The organism is Schaalia odontolytica (genome assembly GCF_024584435.1).
Taxonomy (GTDB): domain Bacteria; phylum Actinomycetota; class Actinomycetes; order Actinomycetales; family Actinomycetaceae; genus Pauljensenia.
Genome location: NZ_CP102197.1, coordinates 1,723,977 through 1,747,437, shown reverse-complemented (window position 1 = coordinate 1,747,437; position 23,461 = coordinate 1,723,977). Strand labels below are relative to the sequence as shown.

The following is a 23,461-nucleotide window of genomic DNA, read 5'->3' as shown; positions in this document are numbered from 1 at the left end:
ACCCGCCGCCCTTCGCGAATAGAACTCAGGCCTCCCAGCGCGCCAGACGCTCGGACAAGCCGATGTAGGTCGCGGGGGTCAGCGCGAGGAGGCGCTCCTCCACCTCGGCCGGCAGGCCCAGGCCCGCGATGAACTCACGCATGTCTTCCGCGCCCACCTCGTGGCCGCGCGTCAGCTCCTTGAGGCGCTCGTACGGGTTCGCCATGCCGGTCGCGCCCGCGATCGCGGCGGCGCGCATCGCCTGCTGGACGGCCTCGCCGAGCACCGCCCAATTTGCGTCCAGGTCGGCCGCCATACGCGCCGCGTTGATCTCGACCCCGTCCAGGCCGCGCACCAGGTTGTCGTAGGCCAGCACCGCGTGGCCAAACGCGACGCCCACGTTGCGCTGCGTCGTCGAATCCGTCAGGTCGCGCTGCATGCGGCTGGTCACGAGCGTCGACGCCAGCGAATCCAGCAGCGCGTTCGACACCTCCAGGTTCGCCTCCGCGTTCTCGAAGCGGATCGGGTTGACCTTGTGCGGCATCGTTGACGAGCCCGTCGAGCCCTGCGCCGCCAGGTTCTGGTGGAAGTAATCCATCGAAATGTACGTCCACGCGTCCGTCGCCAGGTTGTGGGCGATGCGGCCCGCGCGCGCCACGTCCGCGTACAGCTCGGCCTGCCAGTCGTGTGACTCGATCTGTGTGGTCAGCGGGTTCCACGTCAGGCCCAGGCCCTCCACGAAGGAACGAGCCAGCGTCGGCCAATCAGCGCCCGGCACCGACACGACGTGCGCGGCCCACGTGCCCGTCGCGCCGTTGATCTTGCCCAGGTACTCCGTGGCCTCGACGCGCTTGATCTGGCGGGACAGGCGGTGCGCGAACACCGCCATCTCCTTGCCGACCGTCACGGGTGTCGCCGGCTGGCCGTGCGTGTGCGCCAGCATCGGGACGGCCGCCCCGGCCTCGGCGAGGCCATGCAGGCGATCCAGGAGTGCGCGGATCGCGGGCAGCCACACCTGCTCGGTGGCAGCCTTGATGGTCAGTGCGTACGCCAGGTTGTTAATGTCCTCGGAGGTGCAGAAGATGTGGACGACCTCGCGCAGGGACGGCAGACTCGTGCCCTCACCCAGCTTGTCGGATGCCGCCTCCAGGTATTCGCCGATCAGGTATTCGACGGCCTTGACGTCGTGGCGGGTGACGGCCTCGAACTCGCCGAGGCGCTCGATGTGGTCGGCGCCGAAGTCGCGCGTGAGGGCGCGCAGGTAGTCGCGCTCGGCGTCAGTCAGCGTCGGCGCGCCCGGCAGGACCGAGTTGTCGAGCAGGAAAATCAGCCACTCGATCTCGACGTGCACGCGCGCGCGGTTCAGACCCGCCTCGGACAGGTAGTTCGCCAGGGGCGCGGCGACCGCGCGGTAGCGGCCGTCCAGCGGGCTGAGCGGTTCACCCCCGCCCGCCAGGTCCGAATAGCCGTGGGCAGTGGAGAACAGTGTCATCGTGTCGCTCATGCCTCCTATCTTCCCAGAACGGGCAACTCCTCGGGCATCGGGTCCGCGGCACGGTTCCGTGGCGTGGATAACGGGCGGCATATCCACAGGAGGGAGATCACGGCCCGGGCCGTCCACAGGAGGCGCCGAGCCGGTGGAGGAAGGATCCTGCGCGAGCGTAGCGTTCTGACCATCGCATAGTCGAACACCGACACTGTCGCTCACCGTGGGAGCCCTCATGAACCTTGACCCGCTCAGCCCCGACGCATCCCTGAGCACCGCACGCAGCCTCGTCGAATCCCTCGGGGAGGCGCTCGGCACCCACTCCTGCCCGGGCTGGTCCGGGGTGGGTGCCGACTCCTACCGCGCGAGCCTCGGCGAGGTCGCCTCCGCCACCCAGGGCATCATCGACAACATCGACGAGGCCTTGAGCGCTGCAGCCACCCTCGACGCCGAACGCGCCCACACCCTGGCCCTCGCGCTGACCGCCGTCGCCGAAGGCGCGGCACGAGGAGCGTGGTGACAGTGGCATTCGACCCTCACCGCGACGTGTCGGTGGCGTCCGGCGCGTTTCGTGTCGACGTCAACGAGCTGTGCGCCGCGCACACCCTCCTCTCCCACCAGCGGGCGCTCTTCATCGCCCCCGCTCGCTTCGCCCTCGGCACGGCGCTCACCCAGGCGGAGGCGGCCTCCACCCTCGCTCCCACGGGTTCCGCCCGCCTCGTCAGAGCGATCATCGCCGCCATGGGGGCACTCGAACACCTCGCATCTGGGATTGATTCCCTCATGTGGAAGCTCCAAGACACGGCCCTCACCTACGGGGACGCCGAGGCCTCGGCCTCCCTGTGGGAGGTGGTGCCCGGAAGCCCGATGGGACCCCCGGTGGGTCCCGGCGGCCTCGCGCCGTGGGTGCTCGCACCGGGAATCGCCGGGTTGTCGGCCACCGCGGCCCTGTTCCACGCCGTCCAAGACGCGTCCTCCCGCGCGGGGGTTCCCCCGCTGGCCTCCGCGCTCCTGCCAGGCGACGCCCATTTCGTCGCCGCCTGGGACCTGTGGAGAGTGGCGCAAGACGGCGCAGCCTTCGCCTTCCACACGGATCACGCATCCGGTGCGCGCTTCCAACGTGACCTCGGCAGGTTCGCCTTCGACGTCGACTCGCTGCCCGAAAACCCCGGTATCACCCCATTCCTTGCCGGACGCGGAGTCAGCCGGGGGCCGAGCCCAACCTCCACACGCGCGGCCTCGGGCGTGGCCGCCGTTGCCGTGGCGAGCGCCGTTGCGCTCGGCTTTCGGCACGGTCGCAGCTACGGGGTCGCGGTGAGGGGGGCCGACGGACGCGCCCACGTGCGTCCGGGCGGAGCCGCCGGTTCCCTGCCCCCGGGGGTGTTCGCCGCGCGCACCCGCGCCACGCTCGAGGCGATGCCGCAGGCCGCCCCCGACACCCACTACACCGGAGTCGCCACCAGCGCCGACACCATCGAGCACATCACGACGATGAGTGGGGGCGATGCCGACAACGGAGAGATCGCGATCGAGGAGCACGTCACCGCCCACCAGGACGGAACAACGACGAGGTCGTGGACCGTTGACATCCGAGGAACCCAGTCCTTCATGGTCGGAGAGAGCGGACCCCAGGATTCCCTGTCCAACCTCCAGGGCGTGGCCGCCATGCCCTCCGACCAGCTCGATGCCGTCAAGGAAGCAATGCGCGCGGCGGGGATCGGCCCCGGGGAAGCCGTCGAATTCGCCGGTCACTCCCAGGGAGGGATCATGGCCGCCCAGCTGGCCGCCGACCCGCAGGTGCGCGCCGACTACAACGTCGTCTCCGTGCTCACCGCCGGGTCACCTACCGCGACCGTTGCGCCAAGTGACGTCCCCGTCCTCGCTTACGAAAACTTCGGCGACATCGTTCCCGGATGCGACGGAGAGGCCACGCGCGGGGACAACGTCACAACCGTCATGTTCCGCGACTACGCCGCCGCTACCCACACCGAGGACCCGGTGCCCTCCTCCCACAGCGCGCCCCTGTACGTCGACGAAATCAGGACCACTCTCAACGCGGCCAAGGCCTCGTCCGACCCGGGCCTGAGTGCCCTCGCCGCGGCCGAGGCGCGCCGAACCCAGGCGCTCGGCCTCACCGACAACACCCACACCACCATCCACCACTACCAGACGAGGCGCATCACCCAGAAGTGATGCGCCTCGAGACGGACAACAGACGAATCAGTCCCGCTTGTCCTTCTCGTCACGCAGCAAGCCCGACACGACCGACGCCACAACCGACGTGATGATCGCCCCCGCAAGGCACGACCAGAAACCACCCGTCGACAACGGCGCACCCAGCCGCGTCGAAATCCACCCCGTCAACGCGAACAACGCCGAATTCGTCACGAGAGCAAAGAGGCCAAAGGTCAACACGTACAGGGGGAACGCCAGCGTCTTGACGACCGGCTTGATCAGCGAGTTCACCACCGTGAACACCAGGGCGACAACCGCCAGCACGATCACGGTCTCCGACGCCGACGAAGACGACACCGAGATCGACGGAACCAGGAGGGTCGACACCCACAGTCCGGCCATCGTGGCCAACAAACGAGCAATGAATTCCATCTGCCAATTCTTGCGCAATGGGACGTTGTTTGCACGCCGCACCCGACATGGGATAGGACTAGACGCATGACCAAGCTGCGCATTCGGCCCGCCGTCGCCTCCCTTCCCCGCTACGTTCCCGGTAGGAGCGCGCCCGGCGCCGACAAGATCTCCTCCAACGAGATGCCCACCCCGCCCAGCCCCGCCGTGCTCGAAGAAATGGCCCGGTCGCTGCAGGCGATCAACCGCTACCCGGACCTGACCGCAGCACCCCTGCGAGAAGCGCTCGCGGATCGCCTCCGCGTCGCCCCCGACCAGCTCTGCGTCGGCACCGGCTCGTCGGCGATCCTCCTCGCCGCCCTGTCCGCGCTCTGTCAGCCCGGCAGCCAGGTCGTCTACCCCTGGCGATCCTTCGAGTCCTACCCGATCGCCGTCACCGCCGTGGGTGGGCAGCCCGTGCCCGTCGGGCTGCTCCCCGACGCGAGCCACGACCTGGATGCCATGCGCGGTGCCATCACACCCGACACGGTCGCCGTCATCGTCTGCTCGCCCAACAACCCCACGGGACCCGCCCTCACCTTCGACCAGGTCTCCTCCTTCGTCGCGAGCGTCCCCGACTCCGTCATGGTTCTCATTGACGAGGCCTACATCGACTTCGCGACCGCGCCCGGCGTGAGTACGGCCATCCCACTCATCGCCAGCCATCCCAACGTCGTTGTCACCCGCACGTTCTCCAAGGCCCACGCCCTGGCGGGGGCGCGCGTCGGCTACGGAATCGGGGACGCCGAGGTCATTGATGCCATGCAGGCTCTCCTCGTTCCCTTCGGCGTCAACTCCGTCGCGCAGGCCGGCGCCCTGGCCTCGCTCAACGATCCAGACGAGGTCCGCCGCGCCGTGCGCGAGGTCGTCGCCGAACGCGAACGCGTCGTGCCCGCCCTGCGCTCCCTCGGCTATGACGTTCCCGACACCCAATCCAACTTCTACATGCTGCGCGGTACGGGCCCCGACCTCGTCGAGGAGTGCGCTCGAGCCGGACTCATCGTGCGCCCATTCCCCGAGGGCGTGCGCGTGTCAGTGGGCGCCCCGAGCCACAACGACCGCTTCCTCGCCGTCGCCGAGCGCCACGCGCGCCGCGGCCTACGGGAGGAGGAGCGTGGCGAATAGGAGACAAGTCCACGCCATCTCGGTCAGGCCGATGAGCCTGGGGGACAGGGGTCTCTTCCGCGCCCGGCTCAGCGCAGGCATGGCCCAGGCGCGCGCCGTGAGGGCAACCCACGCGAGCACGCACCACGGCGAGACCACCGCGAACCACCACGCGATCGCGGTTGCCGCCGTGCACGCCGCGTGATAGGCGGTCGCACCCAGGGACCAGCGAGGATCTCGACGGCCCCGGATCATCGACCGCACGAGGGGAACGGTCCCCACGTAGTACGAGGCGAAGATCGCGCACGCCGCCCACGCGTGGGCTGATACGGCCACCGGGGACCCATCGGCGCTGGCCAGCGAGAACGCCACCGGACCCATGACGCTACCCGCCAGGATCGACGCGGCTCGCGCGGCCAGGGAGCGCTCGCGGCCCTGCCACACGAGGAAGAGCGCGCAAGAGGCGAGGGGAGCGAACGCGCATCCCCACCACAGCAGCTGCGGACGGGACACGAGCAACGCGACTCCCGGGATTGCGGTCGCCATGCCGTAGGTCGCCAACGCGGGGAGGATACGTGCCCGACGCTTCGCCGGGGTCTTCACCCACAGGCACGTGGCCGAGAACAGCTGGAAGGCCATCGCCCACGCGACCAGCAGGAGAAGGACAAACCACGAAAGACGCCCGGACAGCGCCCATCCGAGCAGGGGCGGCAGCGCCATCATGGCCCATGCCCCGTGCTGGTCGGACATCCAGCCGTGACGCTGAAGAGTGCGCATCCGGTGGGCGGAGGGACGGATGCCCCGCGAGCCTCCCCGCGGCGCGGCCGGTACCTGTCGAGTCATGAGCGCCTCACTGTGCATAGCCTTAGTTTAGTAACCGCGGCCTGTGGTGCTCAATACCTACGGGCTCAGCTGGTGAGATATCCCGTGGCCCGCGGACAACATCGCGCAAACATGGAAGACATGTCCACATCACACGTGCATACATCCGATTCCCCCGCGCCCGTCCTCTCCTCCGAGGACCGCAGTGCCCGCATCGCCGTCACGGTATTCCCGCTGTTGATCCTGGCCGCCTTCGCGGCCGCCATGATCGCTCCCGCGTTCTTTCAGCCTTTGGCACCGGGAGTCAACTGGGCCCTCGGCATCATCATGTTCGGCATGGGCCTCACACTCACGGTCCCCGACTTCGGTCTCATCATCAAGCGCCCGCTGCCTGTCCTCGTTGGCGTCGCCGCCCAGTACCTCATCATGCCGCTGGTCGGATGGGCGCTGTGCTACGTCTTCCGGCTGCCCGACGCGGTTGCCGTCGGCGTGATCCTCGTCGGATGCGCGCCCGGTGGAACCGCCTCCAACGTGATCTCGTACCTCGCCAAGGCCGATGTCGCCCTGTCGGTCACCATGACCTCCATCTCGACGCTCCTGGCTCCCCTCATGACCCCGTTGCTCACCGCCTGGCTGGTCGGCTCACGCATGCCCGTTGACGGAGCAGCGATGACGAAGAACATTCTGCTCATGGTCCTCGTTCCTGTCCTGGGTGGCTTTGTCGTTCGTCTGGTTGCCAACGGGCTCGTCGAGAGGATTCTTCCTGTTCTGCCGTGGATATCGGTGCTTGGCATCTGCTACGTGCTGCTGGTTGTCGTCTCCGGATCGGTTGAGAAGATCGTGACCTCGGGCGCGCTCATCATTGCCGTGGTGATCTGTCACAATCTGCTCGGTTACTTGCTCGGCTACCTCGCCGGGCGCGTGGGCAAAGGCTCCGACAAGGCGTCGCGGACGACCTCCATCGAGGTGGGCATGCAGAACTCCGCCCTGGCGGCAACGCTGGCGAAAACCCACTTCGCTGCCACCCCCGAAACCGCCCTTCCCGCGGCCGTATTCTCCGTCTGGCACAACCTCTCGGGTGCCCTCTTGGCCGTGCTCTTCCGGCGCTGGAGGAACGGCGGTTGCGCCTGACGAGAAAACAATGGGGGGAGGCCGGATGGCCTCCCCCCCCATTCTCATGCCTTCGACGGGCCTTCGATCACTCGCCGTCCTGGAAGTTGCACAGCGCCTGCAGTTCGTTGAGCGAGATCCCGGCCTGGTTGATGGCGGACTGCGCGTCCACGATCGCGGAGGGGCTGGGGTTCGCCACAAGGTCCTCCGCGGACTGTGCCGCCGCACCCAGGTCGGTTGCCGCGGCGCTGAGCTTCTCCTTGACCTCGGCGTTGTTGACCGACGCGACCGTCGTCTGGAGCTTGGAGCTGAGAGCCTTGAGCGCCTCGATGGCCTTCTTCGGATCCTGCGCGGCCTCCTCCTTCGAGAGGTTCAGATCCTTGGCGAGCGACTGACCGTCGGACGTAATCTTGGCGCAGGCATCGGCGACGCTCTCATCGCTCGGGGCGGCCTCGGCGGGGGCGCTGGTGGTCTGCTCGGTCGATGGGGCAGCATCGGGGGTCTTGGACTTGCTTCCCCCGCACGCCGCCGCTCCGAGCGGCAGCAGGATGATGAGCGCGGCGGTGGCGATACGACGCTTCATGGGAATGGCTCCTTGAACTATTGGTGATGGTTACTGTTCCAGTGTAGCGACCCCACGGGCCGATTGACCTAACGGTCGGCGATCGTGGGAATAAGAAATCGCCGGGACCTCGCGGTCCCGGCGATTCACCGAGTCGGGGTGGCGGGATTTGAACCCACGGCCTCTTCGTCCCGAACGAAGCGCGCTACCAAGCTGCGCCACACCCCGGTGCCGTTCGAGTATAGCCTCACCGTGGCGCGAAACCCAAACCGAGACAAACCAAGTCCGAGAAGTGTGTCCCACGCCGCAGCCTTGGGTGGGTGGGGGCGGAGGAGGACTCGTCCTACGCCGAATGGACGTGAATCAGGGAGGCCTCCGGACGGGTCGCGATGCGGATCTTCGCGTACGGCGAGGTGCCCAGGCCGGCGGACACATGCAGCCAGGAGGAGGAACCGTCGGGCGCCTCCCAGCGGCTCAGTCCCTTGGCGTAGGCCCGCGGAATGTCACAGTTGGTGATGATCGCGCCGAACCCGGGAATCCCGATTTGTCCGCCGTGGGTGTGCCCGGCCAGTATCAGGTCCGAACCCGCCGACGTGAGGGCGGAGACGACGCGCGTGTAGGGCGCGTGGGTGACACCCAGGCGCAGGACGCCCGCGACGCCCCACGACGAGGCCGGGGACGGCAAGCGATCGCGGTGAATGTGTGCGTCATCCGTGCCAAGAAGGCAGACTTGGCCCGTGGGGAGCGACAGCGTGCCCGACATATTCGACAGGTCGATCCAACCGGCCTCTCGCATCCGCCGCACCATCGGCAGATAGGGCAGGTCCGGCACCACTCGGACGGGATACGGCTTGGAGCGGTTCAGGTAACGGCTCCAGCGCTTGGGGATGGGTGAGTAGTAGTCGTTCGACCCGAGCACGAATGCCCCGGGGTAGGGCAGGAAGGGACGATAGGCCTCCATCACCATCTCGAGCGCGTCGGCCGAGCCGAAGTTGTCGCCCGTCGCGACCACGGCGTCGAAACGCTCTCGGGAGGCAACCTCGCCCAGGAAGCGAAGCAGGAACTCCTGCCCGGCGAAGAGATGAAGGTCAGAGATCTGGAGGATGCGCACCTCGGGTACGTGCGCTGCCACCGCAACCTCGTAGCGGCGCAGCACCGGCATGGTGCGCTCAACGGAGCCCCAGGCGAGCGCGGCGCCCGCCGCCGCAAGGCCCGCAGCACCAATCCCGGCGATCACGGCCGCGCCCGCACGCAGGCGAGCGTGGCCCGCACCAGCGGAGGAAACGGTGCGAATCGCCGAGGTGGTCTCAGTGCGCATGGGGCGACGGCGACGGCGCCGGCGTCGCCCCCTTCGGTGAGGATGCGCCGATGTTGGCGTTGGATACCGACTCGACCGGGGTGCCGGCAAGAATCTGGGACATGTACGGGGCCCAAATGTTCTGGCCGACGAAGGTCTCACCGTAGATGTCACCGTAGTAGGTGCCGTTGATGGTCACGCCGCTGACTTCCTGGGAAGAGTTCGCTCCGTGACCCACCCAGGCGGAGGTGACGACCGATGGGGTGAATCCCGTCAACCACGTGTTCGCGTGTCCGTCGGTGGTGCCCGACTTCGCGGCGAAGGGGCGGCCCTCACTCAGGCGAGTGGACGTGTAGTACTGCCCGGCGGAGGCGGTCAGTAGGGCCGCGGTCTTGTTGGCGACCTCGGCGGTGACGACCTGCTTGCAGTCGGCCGAAAACTCCTTGAGAACGTTCTCGTTGCGGTCGGTGACGGATTCGATTGACTGGGGCGTGCACTGCTGGCCGGAGTTGGCGATCGCCGCGAAGACGGACGCCATCTGCATGGGAGAGGCGGACACGGAGCCCAGGATGTTCGCCGGGAAGGGGGAGGGAACCTCGCCATCCTCGGTGATGCCCATCTCGTAGGCGGTGTCGAAGATCGAGCAGAAGTCCACGCGCGACGCCATGTTGACGAAGGCCTGGTTGACGGACTGCCCGGTCGCGCGAACGACGTTCATCGTTCCGGTCTTGCCGGCGAGGTCGTTCACCTGGTAGCCCTCGGTCACGATGGCTCGCCCGTCGCACTTGAAAGACCCGTTGGGGTAGTAGGTGTTCGAGGAACCCACGGTCTCGTACGCGGAGTGTCCCTCCTTGAACCACTGCAGCAGGGTGAACACCTTGAATGTCGACCCGACCTGGAAGTTGCCGTCCGCCGAGTAGTTCGACATCGTCTCCCCGCTCTCGATGCCGTACGTCGTGTTCTGGGCCATCGACAGGACTCGACCGGAGCGCGGATCCAGGGAAATGAGCGCGTCGTTGAGGCCGGAGGCGTCGCCCACGGGAATCGTGTTGGTCAGCGACGTGTAGGCGGCAGCCTGTTTCGCGGAGTCCATGGTTGTCCGGATCGTGATGCCCTGGGTCTTGAGCACTCGCTCGCGTTCGATGCGCGTCGCGCCGAACGTGGGGTCGTCGAGGAACTGCGCCAGGACGAAGTCGCAGAAGTAGGCCTTTGAGGACTCCGCGCCGGAGCAACCCTCCGAGGACACCGTTGGATTGAGCATGGCCTCAACCGTTGTCTCCACGCCCCGATCAAACTCCTCCTGCGTGATGACGCCCTGCTTGAGCATCGTCGCCAGCACCGTGTCGCGGCGGTTCTGAGCGGTGTCGGGGTGAACGAGGGGATCGTACTGGACGGGGGACTGAACGAGGCCCGCCAGGAGCGCGGACTCCAGGTAGTCCAGCTCCGAGGCCGACTTCGAAAAGTAGCGCTGGGAGGCTGCTTCCACGCCGTAGGTGATCGGGCCGAAGGAGGCAATATTGAGGTAGCCGGTGAGGATCTCGTCCTTCGAGAGGGTCTTCTCCAACGCTAGCGCGTACTTGACCTCCCTCAGCTTGCGCTCGGTGGTCTGTTCGGTGGCGGCGCTCACCTGGTCCGCGTCGCCCTCGAGGTAGCCGCGCTCGGCCAGAGAGTTGCGAACGTACTGCTGGGTGATGGTTGAGGCACCCTGGTGCCCCGTGTCGCCCAGGTTCGTGACGAATGCTCGCGCGATGCCCGTGGCATCAACACCGTTGTGCTCGTAGAAGCGCTTGTCCTCGATCGCGACGATCGCCTTCTTCATGACGTCGGCGATGTGGGAGCTGGGAACCACGATGCGTTGCTTGTCGTAGAAGTGCGCGATGACGCCGCCCGACGAATCGAGGAGCTGTGACTCTTCCGCGGGAGCGACCGTCTGCAGGTCGCCGGGCAGCTCGTTGAAGACCGAGGGGACCGACTTCGCGGCAAGCGCGGTGGGGCCCGCGACGGGCACGAGCATGCCCGCACCGACAACGCCCATGAGCGCGGAGACACTCAGGAACGCCATCAGCAGCGCGAGCAGCTGGGCCGGTCGGACAGCGCGAGGGTGAGAGTGCGACATACTCCTAGCTTACGTGGCGCTCCGCCTATCCGGCGTGCAGCGCAGCTGAAAAACTGCATGATCGGTCACCCGCAGACCAATAATCGGTTGTCGCACCGTTTGCACCCGTAACGGCATGTGTGTATGGTCACAAGGAGGACTCGGAGTTGAGTGAAGTGGAGTTCGCGATGTCAACGTACGGCGATGACCAGAGCTGGGTCGCGCGCGCTCTGTGCGCGTCCGTCGAGCCGGACGTGCTGTTCGTGCAGGGTGCATCGCAGCGTCAGGTCCGCATGCGCTGCTACGAGTGCGAGGTTCGTCTCGAGTGTCTGGCGGATGCTCTCCAGTCCGAGGCGAACTACGGCGTGTGGGGAGGCCTGACGGAGAGGGAGCGTAGGGCGATACTGCGCCACTATCCGCACGCCGAGAACTGGTTGGAGTGGCTGCGTTCCTCTGATGAACCCCTCGCCCATGAGCTGCGAAGCCCCCACGTTCCGAAGGTCCTGTCTTACGTGCGACCTCAGATGGCGGGTAGGATGACACCATGACTCAATGGGAATACTCAACGATTCCGCTGCTCACGCACGCGACGAAGGCAATTCTTGACCAGTGGGGCGCCGACGGGTGGGAGCTCGTCCAGGTGGTCCCCGGTCCCACCGGCTCCGAGAACCTGGTCGCATACCTCAAGCGCCCGATCGAGGAATCCGCTCCGATTCAGAACTGATGCCAGCGCCGCGGCCCTGTGGTCGGCGCGCTGCCGCCGTTTTCTCCCGGCATCGTCGGGGACACGCGCGGATACTGCTGTGGGCCGACACCGTCAGGTGTCGGCCCACAGCGCTAGAAGCGAGGGTCAGCGAGCGCGACGAGCGAGGCGATCAACATCGAGGAGGGTCACCGCGCGACCCTCCAGTCGGATCCAGCCTCGAGACACGAAGTCCGCCAGGGACTTGTTGACGGTTTCGCGCGAGGCGCCGACCAGCTGGGCCAGCTCCTCCTGCGTGAGGTCGTGAGGCACGTGCACGCCCTTGTCCGTCGCCGTGCCGAAGCGGTCCGCAAGATCCAGAAGGGCCTTGGCGACGCGGCCCGGAACGTCGGAGAACACCAGATCCGACAGGGATTCGTTGGTGCGGCGCAGGCGCTGGGCGAGGGCACGCAGCATGTGCTTGGCGAGGGTGGGGTTGGTGTCGAGCACGTGCATCAGGTCCTCGTGCTCCAGGTAAAGGAGCGACGCCGGAGAGACGGCCGTCGCCGTCGTTGAGCGCGGACCCGGATCGAAGAGCGTGAGCTCGCCGATGATTTCCCCGGGGCCCAGGACCGCGAGCAGCGATTCGCGGCCGTCGCTGGAGGTGTGGCCAAGCTTGACCTTGCCTTCGGTCACGATGTAGAGGCGATCGCCGAGATCCCCCTCGTCGAAGAGGGTCTCCCCGCGACGCAGGGTCGTGTGACCCATCTTCTGCTGGAGGGACACCTGCTGTGCATCATCAAGGCCACCGAACAGCGGCACCTGGCTGATGAAGTTGCCGTCACCGATCATGGTGAGAAGCTCCTTCCGCTCGTTCCCGATTGCTCGGGCGTTCGATTTGGACTGCGCGGCGAGTCCCCTGTGTTGCACCGCTCACTAGGAGGTACCGCGTGTCACACCATTATGCCCTATCTATCAGGTGAAATGCGTTTCATTCGGCGAGTTGTGTGAGCCGTCTAATGAAATATGTGGTGTCGAACCTATGCGCCGATGTGCCTTGCGAGGGCCTCGGCGACGTCTTTCGGCGCCTCCTCGGGGAGGAAATGCCCGGCCTCGCGAATGACAATCTGTGTCAGTGGAGCGTTGACAAACTGCGCGTCGGCGGCATGATCGAGCGAGGACCAGGCGCCGTCATCGTGGCCGACAAGCGAGAGGACGGGAACCCGCAGCGGCTCCGACAAGGTGCGTTTGACCGATCGGGAGAGGCGGCGAGCGGAAGTGAAGCCGCGCAACGCCGTGTGAGCGGCGAAGGGACGGCGCAGGGCGGCGCGGTAGGGGCCCGACTGGGACACCAGCGCCTCAACGCTCGCGGGCGAGGCCCACGCGCGGTACATCGTGGTCACGAGCGAGCCCTTGTGGAGCGATCGCTCCCTGCCGGTTGGGAGCGTGAGCCTCCCCCGCAGGACGCGGCCCCCCGCCCAGGGCGCACGGCCGACAATGGGCTGGATCCCGAGGGGGTGCGGGGCGGACAGGACGGCGACCGACCGCAGCTCCAGCGGGCTGAGCGCCCCGATCATCCACGCGACGGTGCCGCCGATGCCCATGCCGGCGACGGAAAACGAGGAGACGCCCAGGGCGCGGACAACTCCGATGACGTCGCTTGCCATCTGCCTCAGGTCGCACTCCCCGCGTGTCAGATCGGAGGTGCCGAAGCCGCGCAGATCCAGGGCAAAGACTCGGGGCGTGCGCCCGGCCAAAACCGGAAGGACATCGCGCCACGCCCACCAGTGCTCGGGGAACCCGTGGAGCAGGACGAGCGCATGGTCCATGTCCTCGCCCATGTCCGCGACGTGGAAGGTGGCGCCGCCGGCGCTCACGTGGCGGTGAGTCCAGGGGCCCTCAAGCTCGATCGCGCTGGCGGGGATCAGCGTCGTCACTTGCGGCCGGTGTCTTTCGCAGCGCGCTTGCGGGCGCGCTTGGAGTAGAAGGCCTCCGCGGGGTTGGTGGTCTCCAGCGAGGTGCGCAGTGCCTCCTCGGCGCGACCGGCGCGGCGCGCCGAGTGAGAGACGTAGGCGACGCCCATGAGGAGCGCGCCCACCACGACGAAGCGGCCGGAGTACCCGGAGGCCTGCAGGTGGTGCATCAGGTTGGCGCCCACCGGACCGGTCTGGCTCAGTGAGGTCAGCGCGCCCAGCAGCGACGAGGCCGTGACGCCGGGTGCGAGAACCCACGGCAGCCCGGCAGCGAGCGTGAGGACCCCCATGATCCACGCGCCCAAGGACGAACGGCGCGCCAGGGCGAAGAGGATGACGCAGACGAGCACGGTGCCCGCCAGCTCGCCGAGCGCCTGGAAGGAGGCGATGCCCGTGTACATGGGGGCGGAATCGGCCAGCGTCATGCGGGCTCCGGCGTCGGCGGCCAGGAACCAAGCGACGGGCGTCAGGAGCAGGAAGCCCAGGAACGAGATCCAGTGAGCGCCCGTCCGCGAGGGCATCTCCGTGACCTGCGGGGCAGCTGAAAAGAGCTCGTCGTCGAGGCGCGCCTCGCCGCCCGCGTTCGTCCCACTGCGCCCTGCCGACGCGATGGCGGCTAGCGTCGCGGCTTCGCGGTCGCCGTCGGCAAGCACCGAGCGGCGGCGCGGGCGGGCGGCCTCGGCGGCGTCCTGATCCTCGAAGGAGTACGAGGCGGGGGCTGGGTGGGTGGGCAGCTGAGTCGTCTCGTCTGCCCCGGCCGTGTCGGGCGAACCCGCGGCGTCTCGCGCGGGGAGTGGATCGGCGTCGCGTGTCAAGGAGGCCGGTGCGTCGCCCGCCGTGGATTCCTCCTGCGTGGCGGCGGTGTCGGCCGCGGGGTACGGGCGCAGGGCGGCGTTCTCGCGCACGGCGGTCGTCTCGGTCGGCGACGAGGCCAGCGGCGGGATCGAGGCTGCGGGGGGCTCGTCGCCGAAGATAATCGTGCGGCGTGAGGGCAGCGAGTGAGTGGCGGCCGCGCCGCCGATCTCGCCCGATGCGTCTTCTGTCGGCGCCTGCGCGTCGGGGGAAGTCGCCTCGGAGTGCGTCGAGGGAGCTTCCGTCGTGGCCTTGGGTGCCTGCCGATCCTGGGCGGCATCCAGATTCAACCCCAGCATGGCGGCGGCCTGCGCGGGGGTCATCACGGGCGAATGCGTCGGCGCCGCATCGCCGGGATCCTCCGCCGCGGCTCCTCCCGCATGGCCCGCGTCTTCGGTGGCCTCGTCGGTCGACGCATCGTCCTCGCGTGTCGAGGTGTCCAGCGATGAGAAGGGAACGTCCGTGGGGGAGGCGTCCGTCGTAGCGTCCTCGGCCTGCTCCGCGGGCTCACCGGCCTGCTCCGCGGGCTTACCGGCCTGTTCCGCGGGCTTACCGGCCTGTTCCGCGGGCTTACCGGCCTGTTCTGTGGACTCACCGGCCTGCCCGGCGGGCTCAACGGCCTTCTCTGTGGGTTCAGAGGCTTCGCGGCGTGAATCCGGTGAGGAAGCGTCGGAGGGGGCGCTCTGCGTCTCGATGGGTGATGCCGGTGTTTCCCGGGCACCGCTCGCCGGAGCCGAAGGTTCCGGGGTTGGCAGGGACGCAGTCTCTTCGATGGAGGCCTGCTCGGCGGGGGACTCCTCGACCGCTGCGGGTTCCTCGTTCGGCGAGGCGGACCCCTCCGTCACGGGCGATCCCGCGGAGGACACCGGGCTACCCGGAGTCGCCCGGGTCTCAGCGTCTTCGGCCGGGGCGTTGCCTGCGGGTTCCGGCTCTGGGCTCTCATCGGAAGCATCGGCCTCGGCGTGACCGGAAGCGTCGGCGGAGGCCTCAACGCTCGGGGTGGGCTCCTCCGAGGGCTCCGATTCGGCGGAAGGCGTGGGAGCGGGAGAGTCCGGCTCGTCTGCGGGCGAGTCCGGGGCGGGCGCATCTGCCTGCTCTCGCGCGGCCTCGGCCGCCGTCTCCGTGTCGTCGGAGGAAGCGTCGGTGGCGCCGGCTACGGGCGGGACGACGGGAAGTTCGCCCGTCGAGATACGATCCTCGATCGCGGGCTTGAGCGGAGCAGCCGCCGGAACCCGTCCGGTCAGGCCGCCGATCGCGACCGACTCGATCTCGCCCGTGTGAATGGGCGCGCTGGACTCGCCGATGATCGCCGAGGCGTCGGAGTCCTCACCCGGCAGCTCGATCTCCTCGCCGGTGAGCACCAGGTCGTCGCGCTCGTCCTGGGCGCGCTGACGCTGGACATCAAAGTCGTTCTCGGACATGCTTCCTCCTTGTTTCTGCCCACATATTACGAGCCTAGCGGACGCTCGCGCGCATTAGTTCCCGGCAGGCCCCTCATTCGCCGTCGATTCCGCCGCGGAATCCCGAATCTTTGCGGCACGTAGGCGAGCCCAGAAGACCCCCAGGGACGCGCAACCCGTCGCCATTCCGAGCGCCGCCAGCGGCGGAGACGCCAGGGCTATCCTGGTGATGATCGAGGTACCCGGAACGATCACGTTTCCCGTGAGGGAGGCCCACACCGGAAGCACCACGTAGGCGGGAAGCACGAGAACGATCCACGCCGCCACCTGAGCGCCCGTAATCGACCAGCGTGCGCTCACCGCGACGAGGGCGAGGGCGAGGGCCGCGGCCAGGGCAAACCACGGGGGCGTCGTGTAGGTGGCGAGCACCCCCTCCAGGCCCATGGCCGCCACGTTCGTCGAATCGGAGGGAGCGGCGACGATCATCAAGAATCCCGCCGCGATGGCCGCGGGAATGGCAACCGTTGTCCCAAAGGCGTGGCGGTGTACGCGCGCCAGTGGCATGCGCGTTTCCTTCCCCGCCCGAACACGCACCGACTTAATCGTCAGCGCGCACGCCCCGAGCATCAGCGACAGACACGCCGGATACAGGCACCAAGCGACCCCGGCGGCCATGTCACTGGAGCCCACGGATGACCTCATCAGCAGCGGGATGCGGGCGACCCCCGCAAGCTGGGCGACCCCCACCGCGATCGACCATGCGAACGTGACCACCATGCCCGCGCTGGACTCCTCACAGTTGAGTGCGATGAGCGCCAGCAACAGTGACGCCAGCGCCATGCCGATCAGGCCTTCCACGGACGCCAGCGGTTGGCCGACGGCGGCGAGGGCCTGCACGTCGACCATTGACGACCCCAGGAACACGAGGGACATCGGTGCGAAAAAGAACGCGAACAGACCCGAGCGCAGGCGCGCGGAGAAGTTTCGATGCTGCAGAAGCGTCATGCCCCTAGTGTAGAGGGGTGAGTATCGAAGCCCTCGTCGATCCGGCGCCTGGCATCCTGCGCGCCGCGGCCGCGCGCGCCGACGTCGCCTCCGCGATGGAGGAGGCTCACGCCTCCCTCGCCGACCTGCGTTTCTCCGAGGGTCTGCGTCGCGGCTGGCAGGAAGCACGCGCCGAGGCATCCATCCGCGAGGCGGCCGCCCTGGCGATCATCGAAGGAGCGCGCACGAGCGTCGACGACGTGCGAGCCGCGTCCATGAGTGATCGAGGCGGCCCCTCCTCGGACCCGGCGTCCGCCCTCGCGTGCGGCATCTGGCGCTCCCAGTGGAGCCTCGCGTCGCGCTTCCCCCCGCTCAACGCCCGATCTGCCGCCCGCCCGCGCACCCCCTCTGTGCCCCTCCCGTCTCTCATCGCCGGACTGCACCGAGACGCGTGCTCGGCCTTGGTCGCGGTCGGCCTCGTGCCCACGTCCTCCGTCGCCGTCCCAACGGATCCCTCCCTCCTGGCCCCCGCCCTCGCCTACGCGCGCTGCGATGCGCCCGCGCTCGCGGTCGCGGCTGCCCTGAGCGCACACTTCCGGTTCCGGCGCGTCTTCGAGCCGGCCTCGTGCGCGGTGGGCGCGGGCGTGGCGCGGTGGATCCTCGTCACGAGGGGCGTCGACCCCACCGGCGTGTGCGTGCCGGGAGCGTACGATGCGGTGGACCCGGCTCGAGCGGGCCGCGCCCTGGCGGGGTGGGTCAGCGCGGACGAGGCAGGCCTGGCCAGGTGGATCACCCACTACTGTGCGGGCGTCGTCTACGGCGCACGGGTGGGTCGCGACGTCGCCCGGCACGTCCAGGCGGGAAGGCTCGCCTAGCGGCCCAAGCGGCGACGCACGAGCGCGCAGGCAGCCACGCCCGTGGCGACGCCCGCAGCGAAGGGAAGCGCGATCTTCGCAGCCGTGGGAACCCGCCGGGGTAGCACCCGGACCGTGGACATGAAGGTCAGGATCGGCCAGCCCTCGTTCTCAGCCATCTCCCGCAGGGCACGGTCCGGATTGACGGCGAAGGGGTGCCCGACCAGGCGTAGCAGAGGCGCGTCCGACACGGAATCCGAGTAGGCGTAGCACTGGGTGAGATCCCATCCGCGCGCTGCGGCCAGTGCCTCGCAGGCGTCCGCCTTCCCCTGCGCCTGGTTGAAGTGGGTGACCTCGCCCGTGAAGCAACCGTCCTCGTCGACGGCCGCGCACGAGGCCAGAACCTCGTCCGCTCCGAGCATCTTGGCGATGGGGCGAACCACCTGCTCGACCGACGCCGACGCGATAACGATGACGTCGCCGGCGCGCTTGTGCTGCTCGATGCGCTGCAGCGCCTGGGCGTAGCAGACGGGCGCGATCGTTTTCTCGAGGGCGTCTTCGACGGTGGCCTCCAGGAAGGCCGCGTCCCATCCGCGCGCCATGCGTCCCATCGCGTCGGCCATCTGCTGCATGCGCGACTCGTCGGCCCCCGAGAGCAGGTAGGGAAGGTGAACCAGCACGGAGGCGACGGCGGCGCGTCGGCTCATCAGGCCGGCCTCGATGAACGGCCCAGAGAGCGCCACGTTCGATGACGTATCGAGGATCGTCTTATCCAGGTCGAAAAATGCCGCGCGTGCCATCGCAATCACTCCAGCCTCGGTAGGTGTGGGCGGGCCCCCCATCGGACCTCTTCGTTCACAGCGTGACACCTTGTGTCGGCGTTGTCCACAGGGGAGGGGGTCGCGCTTGGACGGGCACGGGCGAGCGGGCGCACGGTGGACCCATGAACGCCGACCCCATGCCGATTCGAGGCCCGGTCGCCCTCGTCGGCCTCGCCCCACCCGACCTCGAATGCGCTCACGACGCAGCCGTCCTCGCGGGGGTGACGACGTGCGCGGACCCCACCGACGCGGTGCTCACGCTGGCCGCTCCCGGCACCCCGGTGCCAGCGGGTGTGCCCTGCGTCCGCGTCGGGGACGCGGGGCAGGTGAGCCTTCCTCGGGACACCGCCCTCCTTGTCTCCCTCATCGCCGAGGCGTCCCGGCTCGCGCGCCGGTCGGGTCCGACGTGGGTGGTGGCTGGGATCGCCGGGGGAGTGGGGGTCACCAGCGTCGTGCGCCTGCTCGCTCGTCGTCCATCGTGGTCCGGGTGGGCAAGGACGTCGCTCTTTCGCCGCGCCGCGCCGACGAGTCCGGCCGACGCGGCGCCCGTCCTCGTCGACGCATCGGGGTCGGTGCCGGGTCTTGCCAAGGCCCGCGACCACTGCGTCCCGGGGGTGCGTTGGGCCGACCTCGATGCCTGCGAGGACTCCTACCTGCCCTCCCTGCGCGGCCAGCTTCCCGTGCTCAACGGAGTTGCTTGCCTCGTGGGAGATGGGCGCGGTGGCGCCCAGGCCGACGATCCCAGGGTGGAGGCGGCGTGCCGATCGATCGACGGCCCCCTCATCGTGGACGCCGGACGATGGAACCGCGCTGCGGCGCGATGCGTTCGGGCCATCGGAGCTCACGCCCTCGTCCTCGTGACGAGAGGCGACCTGGAGGGCGCCGCCGCTATGGCCGTCGCTCTCTCGGTCGCGCCTCCGCCCTGCCCGGCCATCACCCTCGTGAACGCACGTCGCGGGCGCAGCCGGGGACTGGCCCACTGCGCTCCCACACCGATCCTGCGCGCACCGAGGCGCCCCGGGAAGGACCTGCGAGCGCTGCGCCAAGCCCTCTCGGACGCTTCCGGCACCCGAGATCGGGCCGAGCGCTCCGCGCCCCGTCTCCGCCGGGGAGAGACTGCTCATGCGTAACGCGCTGCGACTCCTCGCCCGGGGCACCTCCCCTGCCCTCGCCGCCGCAACCGCCTCCCGCCCCGGATGCGGCGCGAGCGAGGCGGCCCGCGCCCTCGACACCCTACGAGCGCGGCAGCGCGGAATGACCCTCGCCCTGGCCTCGATACTGGATGACCCCTCGGTCACCGACGTGCTCATCAACGGCACGCAGGCGTGGGTGGACAGGGGAGGCGGCCTCGTGCGCACCGACGCGGGGATCGCCGAGCCTTCCGAGGCAACGCGGCTGGCGATCCGCATGGCGTCGGCGTGCGGGGTGCGCCTGGACGACGCCAGCCCGATCGCGGACGGGACCCTCCCGGGCGGGGTGCGCATGCACGCGGTGCTGGCGCCCGTCTCGGGCTCTGGAACCCTCGTGTCGCTGCGGATACTCGGTAAGTCCCGCCTGCGGATCGGCGACCTCGAGGGGCGGGGTACCCTCCCGGGGCCCGTTGGCCCGCTCGTGCGTGCCCTGGTCGCCTCCCGCTCCAACGTTCTCGTCTCCGGTGCCACCGGCAGCGGAAAGACGACGCTCCTGGGCGCCGCGCTCGCGCTGGTTCCTGCGGGCGAGAGGATCGTGTGCATCGAGGAGGTACCCGAGATCGCGCCCGCGCACCCGCACTGCGTCCACCTCATCGAACGCAAGCCAAACGTCGAGGGGCGAGGGAGCGTCACCCTCGCGGACCTGGTGCGTGCCGCGATGCGCATGCGCCCCGACCGCCTCGTCCTGGGGGAATGCCGAGGCCCGGAGGTCCGAGACGTGCTCACCGCCCTCAACACGGGCCACGACGGGGGGTGGGCAACCCTGCATGCCAACGGCGTGCGCGAGGTGCCCGCTCGGCTCGCAGCCCTCGGCGCGCTCGCGGGCATGAGCGAGTCGGCGGTTGCCGCCCAGGCGGCCAGTGCCCTCGACGCGATCCTGCACATGAAGCGTGACCAGCGCGGGCACCGGCGGGTGGTCGAGGTGGGGGTCCTCACGAAGGCGGGCGATATCCTCGAGTGCGTTCCCGCGCTCACCTCCAGCGACGACGGTACTGTCCGCGACCACGAGGCGTGGACATCCCTGGCGGGGCGGGTGGGGCTATGAGCTGGTGGGTAGGGGCGTTGACCGCATCCACGGGTGCGGCGGTGGTTCACCGCTTCGAATCGGCCGGTTGGATCGCCGTGGCCATCTCCCTCGGGGTGTGCGTCCTGGGGTCTCTGACCGGAGCCGCGGCGAGCGCCGTGCGGGGCGCACGCGAGCGGCGCATCGTGCGCGCGTGGGCGCGTAGCGCTGCGGGAGGCGCGAAACGGGAGGTCGACGCTCAGTCGGGGGGTACAGCGAGTGGCCGCCTGATCGGCGCGGGATCGGGGCGGCACAGGGGGCGGGCGCAGGGGCCTCCAACGCCCCGGGAACTGTCGCTCCTGGTTGCGGAAGTCTCCACCAGGCTCCGTTCGGGGTCCCCCGCGGCCGAGGCCTGGCGGCTCGCGTTGGGCAGGATCGGTGCGGGCGGCGCCGAAGAGCAGGGCCAGGACTCCTGTCCCCGCATCGTTGCACAGTGGGCGAGAACCCAGGGCGGCTGGAGCCTTCCCTCCGCGCGCTCGCGCTCCCCCGATGCCGCTCGTTCCAGCGCCTTCTCCATCGTTGTGGCCTGCCGATACAGTCACCGGCTCGGTGCGCCCCTGGCCGATGTCCTCGATGCCATTGGGGGAGCGATCGACGATGCTCAAGCGGTCGCCGAGGCGCGGCGAGTGGCCTCCGCGGGCCCCCTCATGTCCGCCCGCGTCCTGAGCGCCCTTCCCCTCGTCGGCATCGTCGCGGCATACTCGCTGGGAGCCTCCCCGTGGGCCTTCTACACGGGAGGAGGGGCCGGAAGCCTGTGTGCCGCCGTCGGGGCTGCAGCGTGGGGCGCGGGAATCGCCTCGTGCCACAGGATTCTCTCGGCGTGCGCGCGAGTTCGCGAGGAGGTGGACTCCGCCCTCGCGTGCGACCTGGCCGCCTCGGGACTGGCCAGCGGGGCGGCCATTCCCCGGGTGCTTGGCTGCCTCGCATCGGCCTGCGAGACGGAAACCCTGGCCTGGACGGCCGCCTCCCTGCGGCTCGGGGTCTCCTGGGCCGAGGCCTGGGAGGAGGCGCCCGGATGGGCTCATCCGCTGCGCGACGCCCTCGAGGCCGCGTGGACCTGCGGCGCCGCCCCCGAGTTGATGTTGGCTCGCTGCGCCGCATGGGAGCGCCGGATGCGCCTCGCCGACGCGAAGACCAAAGCCGAGGAGCTCGGCGTCCGCCTGGTCGCTCCCCTGGGGTTGTTTTTCCTGCCCGCATTCCTCGCGCTGGGGATCGGCCCCCTCCTGGCCTACCTGATGGCCGGAATCGACATGTAGACGGGCGCATCCACAGGAAGGAAGTGCTCCCACCGGATATCCACAGATCCTCCTGGCCCCATGGTGGGCAGGCGGTGGAGGGACTCACACTGGGCGTGCACGCCGAGGGGCGCGCACGAGGAAAGGACAGACCAATGACGATCATCGATCGAATCAACCTGGCGGCGCTGGGCGTCCAGCTCGCCGCGCGCGGTCGTTTCGTGGCGGCGGTGCGCCGACTGGGGGACGCCGACACCGACGAGGCCCGCTCAGGGCGGCATGATCCGGAGGCGGGGGCTACCACGGTCGAGTATGCGATCGGCACCATTGCGGCCGCTGGGTTCGCGGGACTACTCATCGTGATCCTCAAATCGGACGCGGTGCGCTCAGCCCTCGAATCTGTCATTCAGGAGGCGCTGAGGACCCGATGAGACGCGACGAGTCTGGCTATGTCACCGTCGAGCACGCCGTTGGGTTCGTTGCTGTCACCCTGATGATTGGCGTCATCGTAGCGGTTGCTCAGGCGGGAATCACCGGATCGTCCCTGTGTCAGGCGGTTCGTGAAGGAGCCAGAGCAGCATCTACCGGTGCGCAGGATCCGCAGGCGGCAGCGCGGGCGGCGTACGCGCCGGGAACCTACGCTGTGACGCGCTCGGGTGGATGGGTGAGTGTCGCCGGAAGTGCCCCCTACCGCGGCGTGTTGGGCTGGTCGGGGGGCGTGGCCCGCTGCACGGTCACCACGCTCGACGAGGGGAACCTGCCGTGAGAGCCGCGGCGGCGCGCCTGCGCGCGGGCGAGGAGGGATCGGGAACCGTCAACTGCCTGGCCATGATCGTCCTGTGCATACTCCTGGCGGTGACCCTCGGTGGCGTCGGCGCGGCGCGCAGCGCCTCCGTGCGACTGCAGGCCGTCGCCGACGTGGCGTCCCTGGCGGGGGCGGAGCAGGCGGCCACCGCAGCCTGGGAAGACGTGGGGGAGCGGCCGTGCGCGTCCGCCTCCTCCGTGGCCCGGGCCAACGGGGCGATTGTACAGTCCTGCGAGGTGAGGGGAAGCGACTGCCTGGTGGAGGTCTCCTCCAGCATCCGAATCGTTGGAGTACCGGCGATCCTGCGCGCCAGGGCGCGGGCCGGGACCGGTGGGTAAGAAATTCACAGGGAATTGCCAGCTTCGTTCAATGCTTCCCACAGGTGGGGCCCCTACATTAGGAGTCATCAAGCCAAGGGCAACACCCACAAAGGGTGGCCAAGAAAGGGAGCGCATCGGAAGACTTGCACTGTGTTGATGGGATACTCGAAGGGGTCGGCCTCAGGGTCGGCCCCTTCGAGTC

General features: G+C 68.9%; 24 protein-coding genes and 1 tRNA gene. 13 read left to right on the top strand and 12 right to left on the bottom strand.

Features of this window, described 5'->3' with window-relative positions:
- Positions 1 to 25: 25 nt before the first annotated feature.
- The gene (purB, locus tag NQK35_RS07780; RefSeq protein WP_257113782.1) at positions 26 to 1,483 is read right to left on the bottom strand and encodes an adenylosuccinate lyase; all 1,458 of its coding nucleotides are present in this window, start codon (positions 1,481 to 1,483) and stop codon (positions 26 to 28) included.
- 217 nt (positions 1,484 to 1,700) lie between these two features.
- On the opposite strand from purB, the gene NQK35_RS07775 reads away from it, so the two are divergent.
- Both NQK35_RS07775 and NQK35_RS07770 read left to right on the top strand, forming a co-directional pair.
- Positions 1,701 to 1,985: a hypothetical protein gene (locus NQK35_RS07775; protein ID WP_048740642.1), complete on the top strand. Its 285-nt coding sequence runs from the start codon at positions 1,701 to 1,703 to the stop codon at positions 1,983 to 1,985.
- Positions 1,979 to 3,658, top strand: a complete 1,680-nt coding sequence (locus NQK35_RS07770; RefSeq protein ID WP_009212958.1) for a hypothetical protein — start codon at positions 1,979 to 1,981, stop codon at positions 3,656 to 3,658. The genes NQK35_RS07775 and NQK35_RS07770 overlap by 7 nt, the downstream gene beginning before the upstream one ends.
- A 27-nt stretch (positions 3,659 to 3,685) precedes the next feature.
- On the opposite strand, the gene NQK35_RS07765 is transcribed toward NQK35_RS07770, so the two are convergent.
- The gene (locus NQK35_RS07765) at positions 3,686 to 4,072 is read right to left on the bottom strand and encodes a phage holin family protein (protein ID WP_257113781.1); all 387 of its coding nucleotides are present in this window, start codon (positions 4,070 to 4,072) and stop codon (positions 3,686 to 3,688) included.
- A 66-nt stretch (positions 4,073 to 4,138) separates the two neighbouring features.
- Here NQK35_RS07765 and NQK35_RS07760 point away from each other — a divergent pair, with 66 nt between their 5' ends.
- The gene (locus tag NQK35_RS07760; RefSeq protein ID WP_009212960.1) at positions 4,139 to 5,215 is read left to right on the top strand and encodes a histidinol-phosphate transaminase; all 1,077 of its coding nucleotides are present in this window, start codon (positions 4,139 to 4,141) and stop codon (positions 5,213 to 5,215) included.
- Here NQK35_RS07760 and NQK35_RS07755 read toward each other — a convergent pair.
- Positions 5,189 to 6,037, bottom strand: a complete 849-nt coding sequence (locus tag NQK35_RS07755; protein WP_257113780.1) for a YwiC-like family protein — start codon at positions 6,035 to 6,037, stop codon at positions 5,189 to 5,191. The two genes, NQK35_RS07760 and NQK35_RS07755, sit on opposite strands and share 27 nt — an antisense overlap.
- Before the next feature lie 111 nt (positions 6,038 to 6,148).
- Here NQK35_RS07755 and NQK35_RS07750 point away from each other — a divergent pair, with 111 nt between their 5' ends.
- Positions 6,149 to 7,147, top strand: a complete 999-nt coding sequence (locus NQK35_RS07750; protein ID WP_373567031.1) for a bile acid:sodium symporter family protein — start codon at positions 6,149 to 6,151, stop codon at positions 7,145 to 7,147.
- A 67-nt stretch (positions 7,148 to 7,214) separates the two neighbouring features.
- Here NQK35_RS07750 and NQK35_RS07745 read toward each other — a convergent pair whose 3' ends face one another.
- The 4 genes from NQK35_RS07745 to NQK35_RS07730 all read right to left on the bottom strand — a co-directional run bounded on the left by NQK35_RS07745 (position 7,215) and on the right by NQK35_RS07730 (position 11,101).
- Positions 7,215 to 7,709 (bottom strand): hypothetical protein, encoded by a 495-nt coding sequence (locus NQK35_RS07745; protein ID WP_257113779.1) that lies wholly within the window; start codon positions 7,707 to 7,709, stop codon positions 7,215 to 7,217.
- Positions 7,710 to 7,842: 133 nt separating this feature from the next.
- Positions 7,843 to 7,916: transfer RNA gene (locus NQK35_RS07740), tRNA-Pro, on the bottom strand.
- A gap of 115 nt (positions 7,917 to 8,031) precedes the next feature.
- Positions 8,032 to 9,006: a metallophosphoesterase gene (locus NQK35_RS07735; protein ID WP_257113778.1), complete on the bottom strand. Its 975-nt coding sequence runs from the start codon at positions 9,004 to 9,006 to the stop codon at positions 8,032 to 8,034.
- Positions 8,996 to 11,101: a transglycosylase domain-containing protein gene (locus tag NQK35_RS07730; protein ID WP_009212965.1), complete on the bottom strand. Its 2,106-nt coding sequence runs from the start codon at positions 11,099 to 11,101 to the stop codon at positions 8,996 to 8,998. Before NQK35_RS07730 ends, NQK35_RS07735 begins: the two co-directional genes overlap by 11 nt.
- 167 nt (positions 11,102 to 11,268) lie before the next feature.
- Between NQK35_RS07730 and NQK35_RS07725 the strand changes: the two genes are divergently transcribed.
- Together NQK35_RS07725 and NQK35_RS07720 are read left to right on the top strand one after the other, a co-directional pair.
- The gene (locus NQK35_RS07725) at positions 11,269 to 11,628 is read left to right on the top strand and encodes a WhiB family transcriptional regulator (protein ID WP_034232295.1); all 360 of its coding nucleotides are present in this window, start codon (positions 11,269 to 11,271) and stop codon (positions 11,626 to 11,628) included.
- Positions 11,625 to 11,804 (top strand): DUF4177 domain-containing protein, encoded by a 180-nt coding sequence (locus NQK35_RS07720; RefSeq protein WP_009212967.1) that lies wholly within the window; start codon positions 11,625 to 11,627, stop codon positions 11,802 to 11,804. Before NQK35_RS07725 ends, NQK35_RS07720 begins: the two co-directional genes overlap by 4 nt.
- A 126-nt stretch (positions 11,805 to 11,930) precedes the next feature.
- Here the strand turns inward: NQK35_RS07720 and NQK35_RS07715 are convergent, their stop codons facing one another.
- The 4 genes from NQK35_RS07715 to NQK35_RS07700 all read right to left on the bottom strand — a co-directional run bounded on the left by NQK35_RS07715 (position 11,931) and on the right by NQK35_RS07700 (position 16,992).
- On the bottom strand, positions 11,931 to 12,614 hold the full coding sequence (locus tag NQK35_RS07715; protein ID WP_003791132.1) for a Crp/Fnr family transcriptional regulator: 684 nt from the start codon (positions 12,612 to 12,614) through the stop codon (positions 11,931 to 11,933).
- Positions 12,615 to 12,802: 188 nt separating this feature from the next.
- Positions 12,803 to 13,699 (bottom strand): alpha/beta fold hydrolase, encoded by an 897-nt coding sequence (locus NQK35_RS07710; RefSeq protein ID WP_257113777.1) that lies wholly within the window; start codon positions 13,697 to 13,699, stop codon positions 12,803 to 12,805.
- On the bottom strand, positions 13,696 to 16,008 hold the full coding sequence (locus tag NQK35_RS07705; RefSeq protein ID WP_257113776.1) for a hypothetical protein: 2,313 nt from the start codon (positions 16,006 to 16,008) through the stop codon (positions 13,696 to 13,698). Before NQK35_RS07705 ends, NQK35_RS07710 begins: the two co-directional genes overlap by 4 nt.
- 54 nt (positions 16,009 to 16,062) lie before the next feature.
- A complete protein-coding gene (locus tag NQK35_RS07700; RefSeq protein WP_257113775.1) occupies positions 16,063 to 16,992 on the bottom strand; it encodes a hypothetical protein in 930 nt (309 codons plus the stop codon).
- A gap of 17 nt (positions 16,993 to 17,009) precedes the next feature.
- On the opposite strand from NQK35_RS07700, the gene NQK35_RS07695 reads away from it, so the two are divergent.
- Positions 17,010 to 17,846: a hypothetical protein gene (locus NQK35_RS07695; protein WP_257113774.1), complete on the top strand. Its 837-nt coding sequence runs from the start codon at positions 17,010 to 17,012 to the stop codon at positions 17,844 to 17,846.
- Here NQK35_RS07695 and NQK35_RS07690 read toward each other — a convergent pair.
- The gene (locus tag NQK35_RS07690; RefSeq protein ID WP_009212972.1) at positions 17,843 to 18,625 is read right to left on the bottom strand and encodes an HAD family hydrolase; all 783 of its coding nucleotides are present in this window, start codon (positions 18,623 to 18,625) and stop codon (positions 17,843 to 17,845) included. The two genes, NQK35_RS07695 and NQK35_RS07690, sit on opposite strands and share 4 nt — an antisense overlap.
- A gap of 143 nt (positions 18,626 to 18,768) precedes the next feature.
- Between NQK35_RS07690 and NQK35_RS07685 the strand changes: the two genes are divergently transcribed.
- The 6 genes from NQK35_RS07685 to NQK35_RS07660 all read left to right on the top strand — a co-directional run bounded on the left by NQK35_RS07685 (position 18,769) and on the right by NQK35_RS07660 (position 23,277).
- Positions 18,769 to 19,776, top strand: a complete 1,008-nt coding sequence (locus tag NQK35_RS07685; RefSeq protein ID WP_257113773.1) for a hypothetical protein — start codon at positions 18,769 to 18,771, stop codon at positions 19,774 to 19,776.
- Entirely contained in the window at positions 19,769 to 20,881 is a 1,113-nt protein-coding gene (locus NQK35_RS07680; RefSeq protein ID WP_257113772.1) for a TadA family conjugal transfer-associated ATPase, read from the top strand. The genes NQK35_RS07685 and NQK35_RS07680 overlap by 8 nt, the downstream gene beginning before the upstream one ends.
- On the top strand, positions 20,878 to 22,155 hold the full coding sequence (locus NQK35_RS07675) for a type II secretion system F family protein (protein WP_257113771.1): 1,278 nt from the start codon (positions 20,878 to 20,880) through the stop codon (positions 22,153 to 22,155). The genes NQK35_RS07680 and NQK35_RS07675 overlap by 4 nt, the downstream gene beginning before the upstream one ends.
- 134 nt (positions 22,156 to 22,289) lie before the next feature.
- Positions 22,290 to 22,565 (top strand): DUF4244 domain-containing protein, encoded by a 276-nt coding sequence (locus NQK35_RS07670; RefSeq protein WP_257113770.1) that lies wholly within the window; start codon positions 22,290 to 22,292, stop codon positions 22,563 to 22,565.
- Positions 22,562 to 22,900, top strand: a complete 339-nt coding sequence (locus tag NQK35_RS07665; RefSeq protein ID WP_257113769.1) for a TadE/TadG family type IV pilus assembly protein — start codon at positions 22,562 to 22,564, stop codon at positions 22,898 to 22,900. The genes NQK35_RS07670 and NQK35_RS07665 overlap by 4 nt, the downstream gene beginning before the upstream one ends.
- Positions 22,897 to 23,277, top strand: coding sequence for an Rv3654c family TadE-like protein (locus NQK35_RS07660; protein WP_257113768.1), 381 nt, complete (start codon positions 22,897 to 22,899; stop codon positions 23,275 to 23,277). Before NQK35_RS07665 ends, NQK35_RS07660 begins: the two co-directional genes overlap by 4 nt.
- The last annotated feature ends 184 nt before the right edge of the window (positions 23,278 to 23,461 follow it).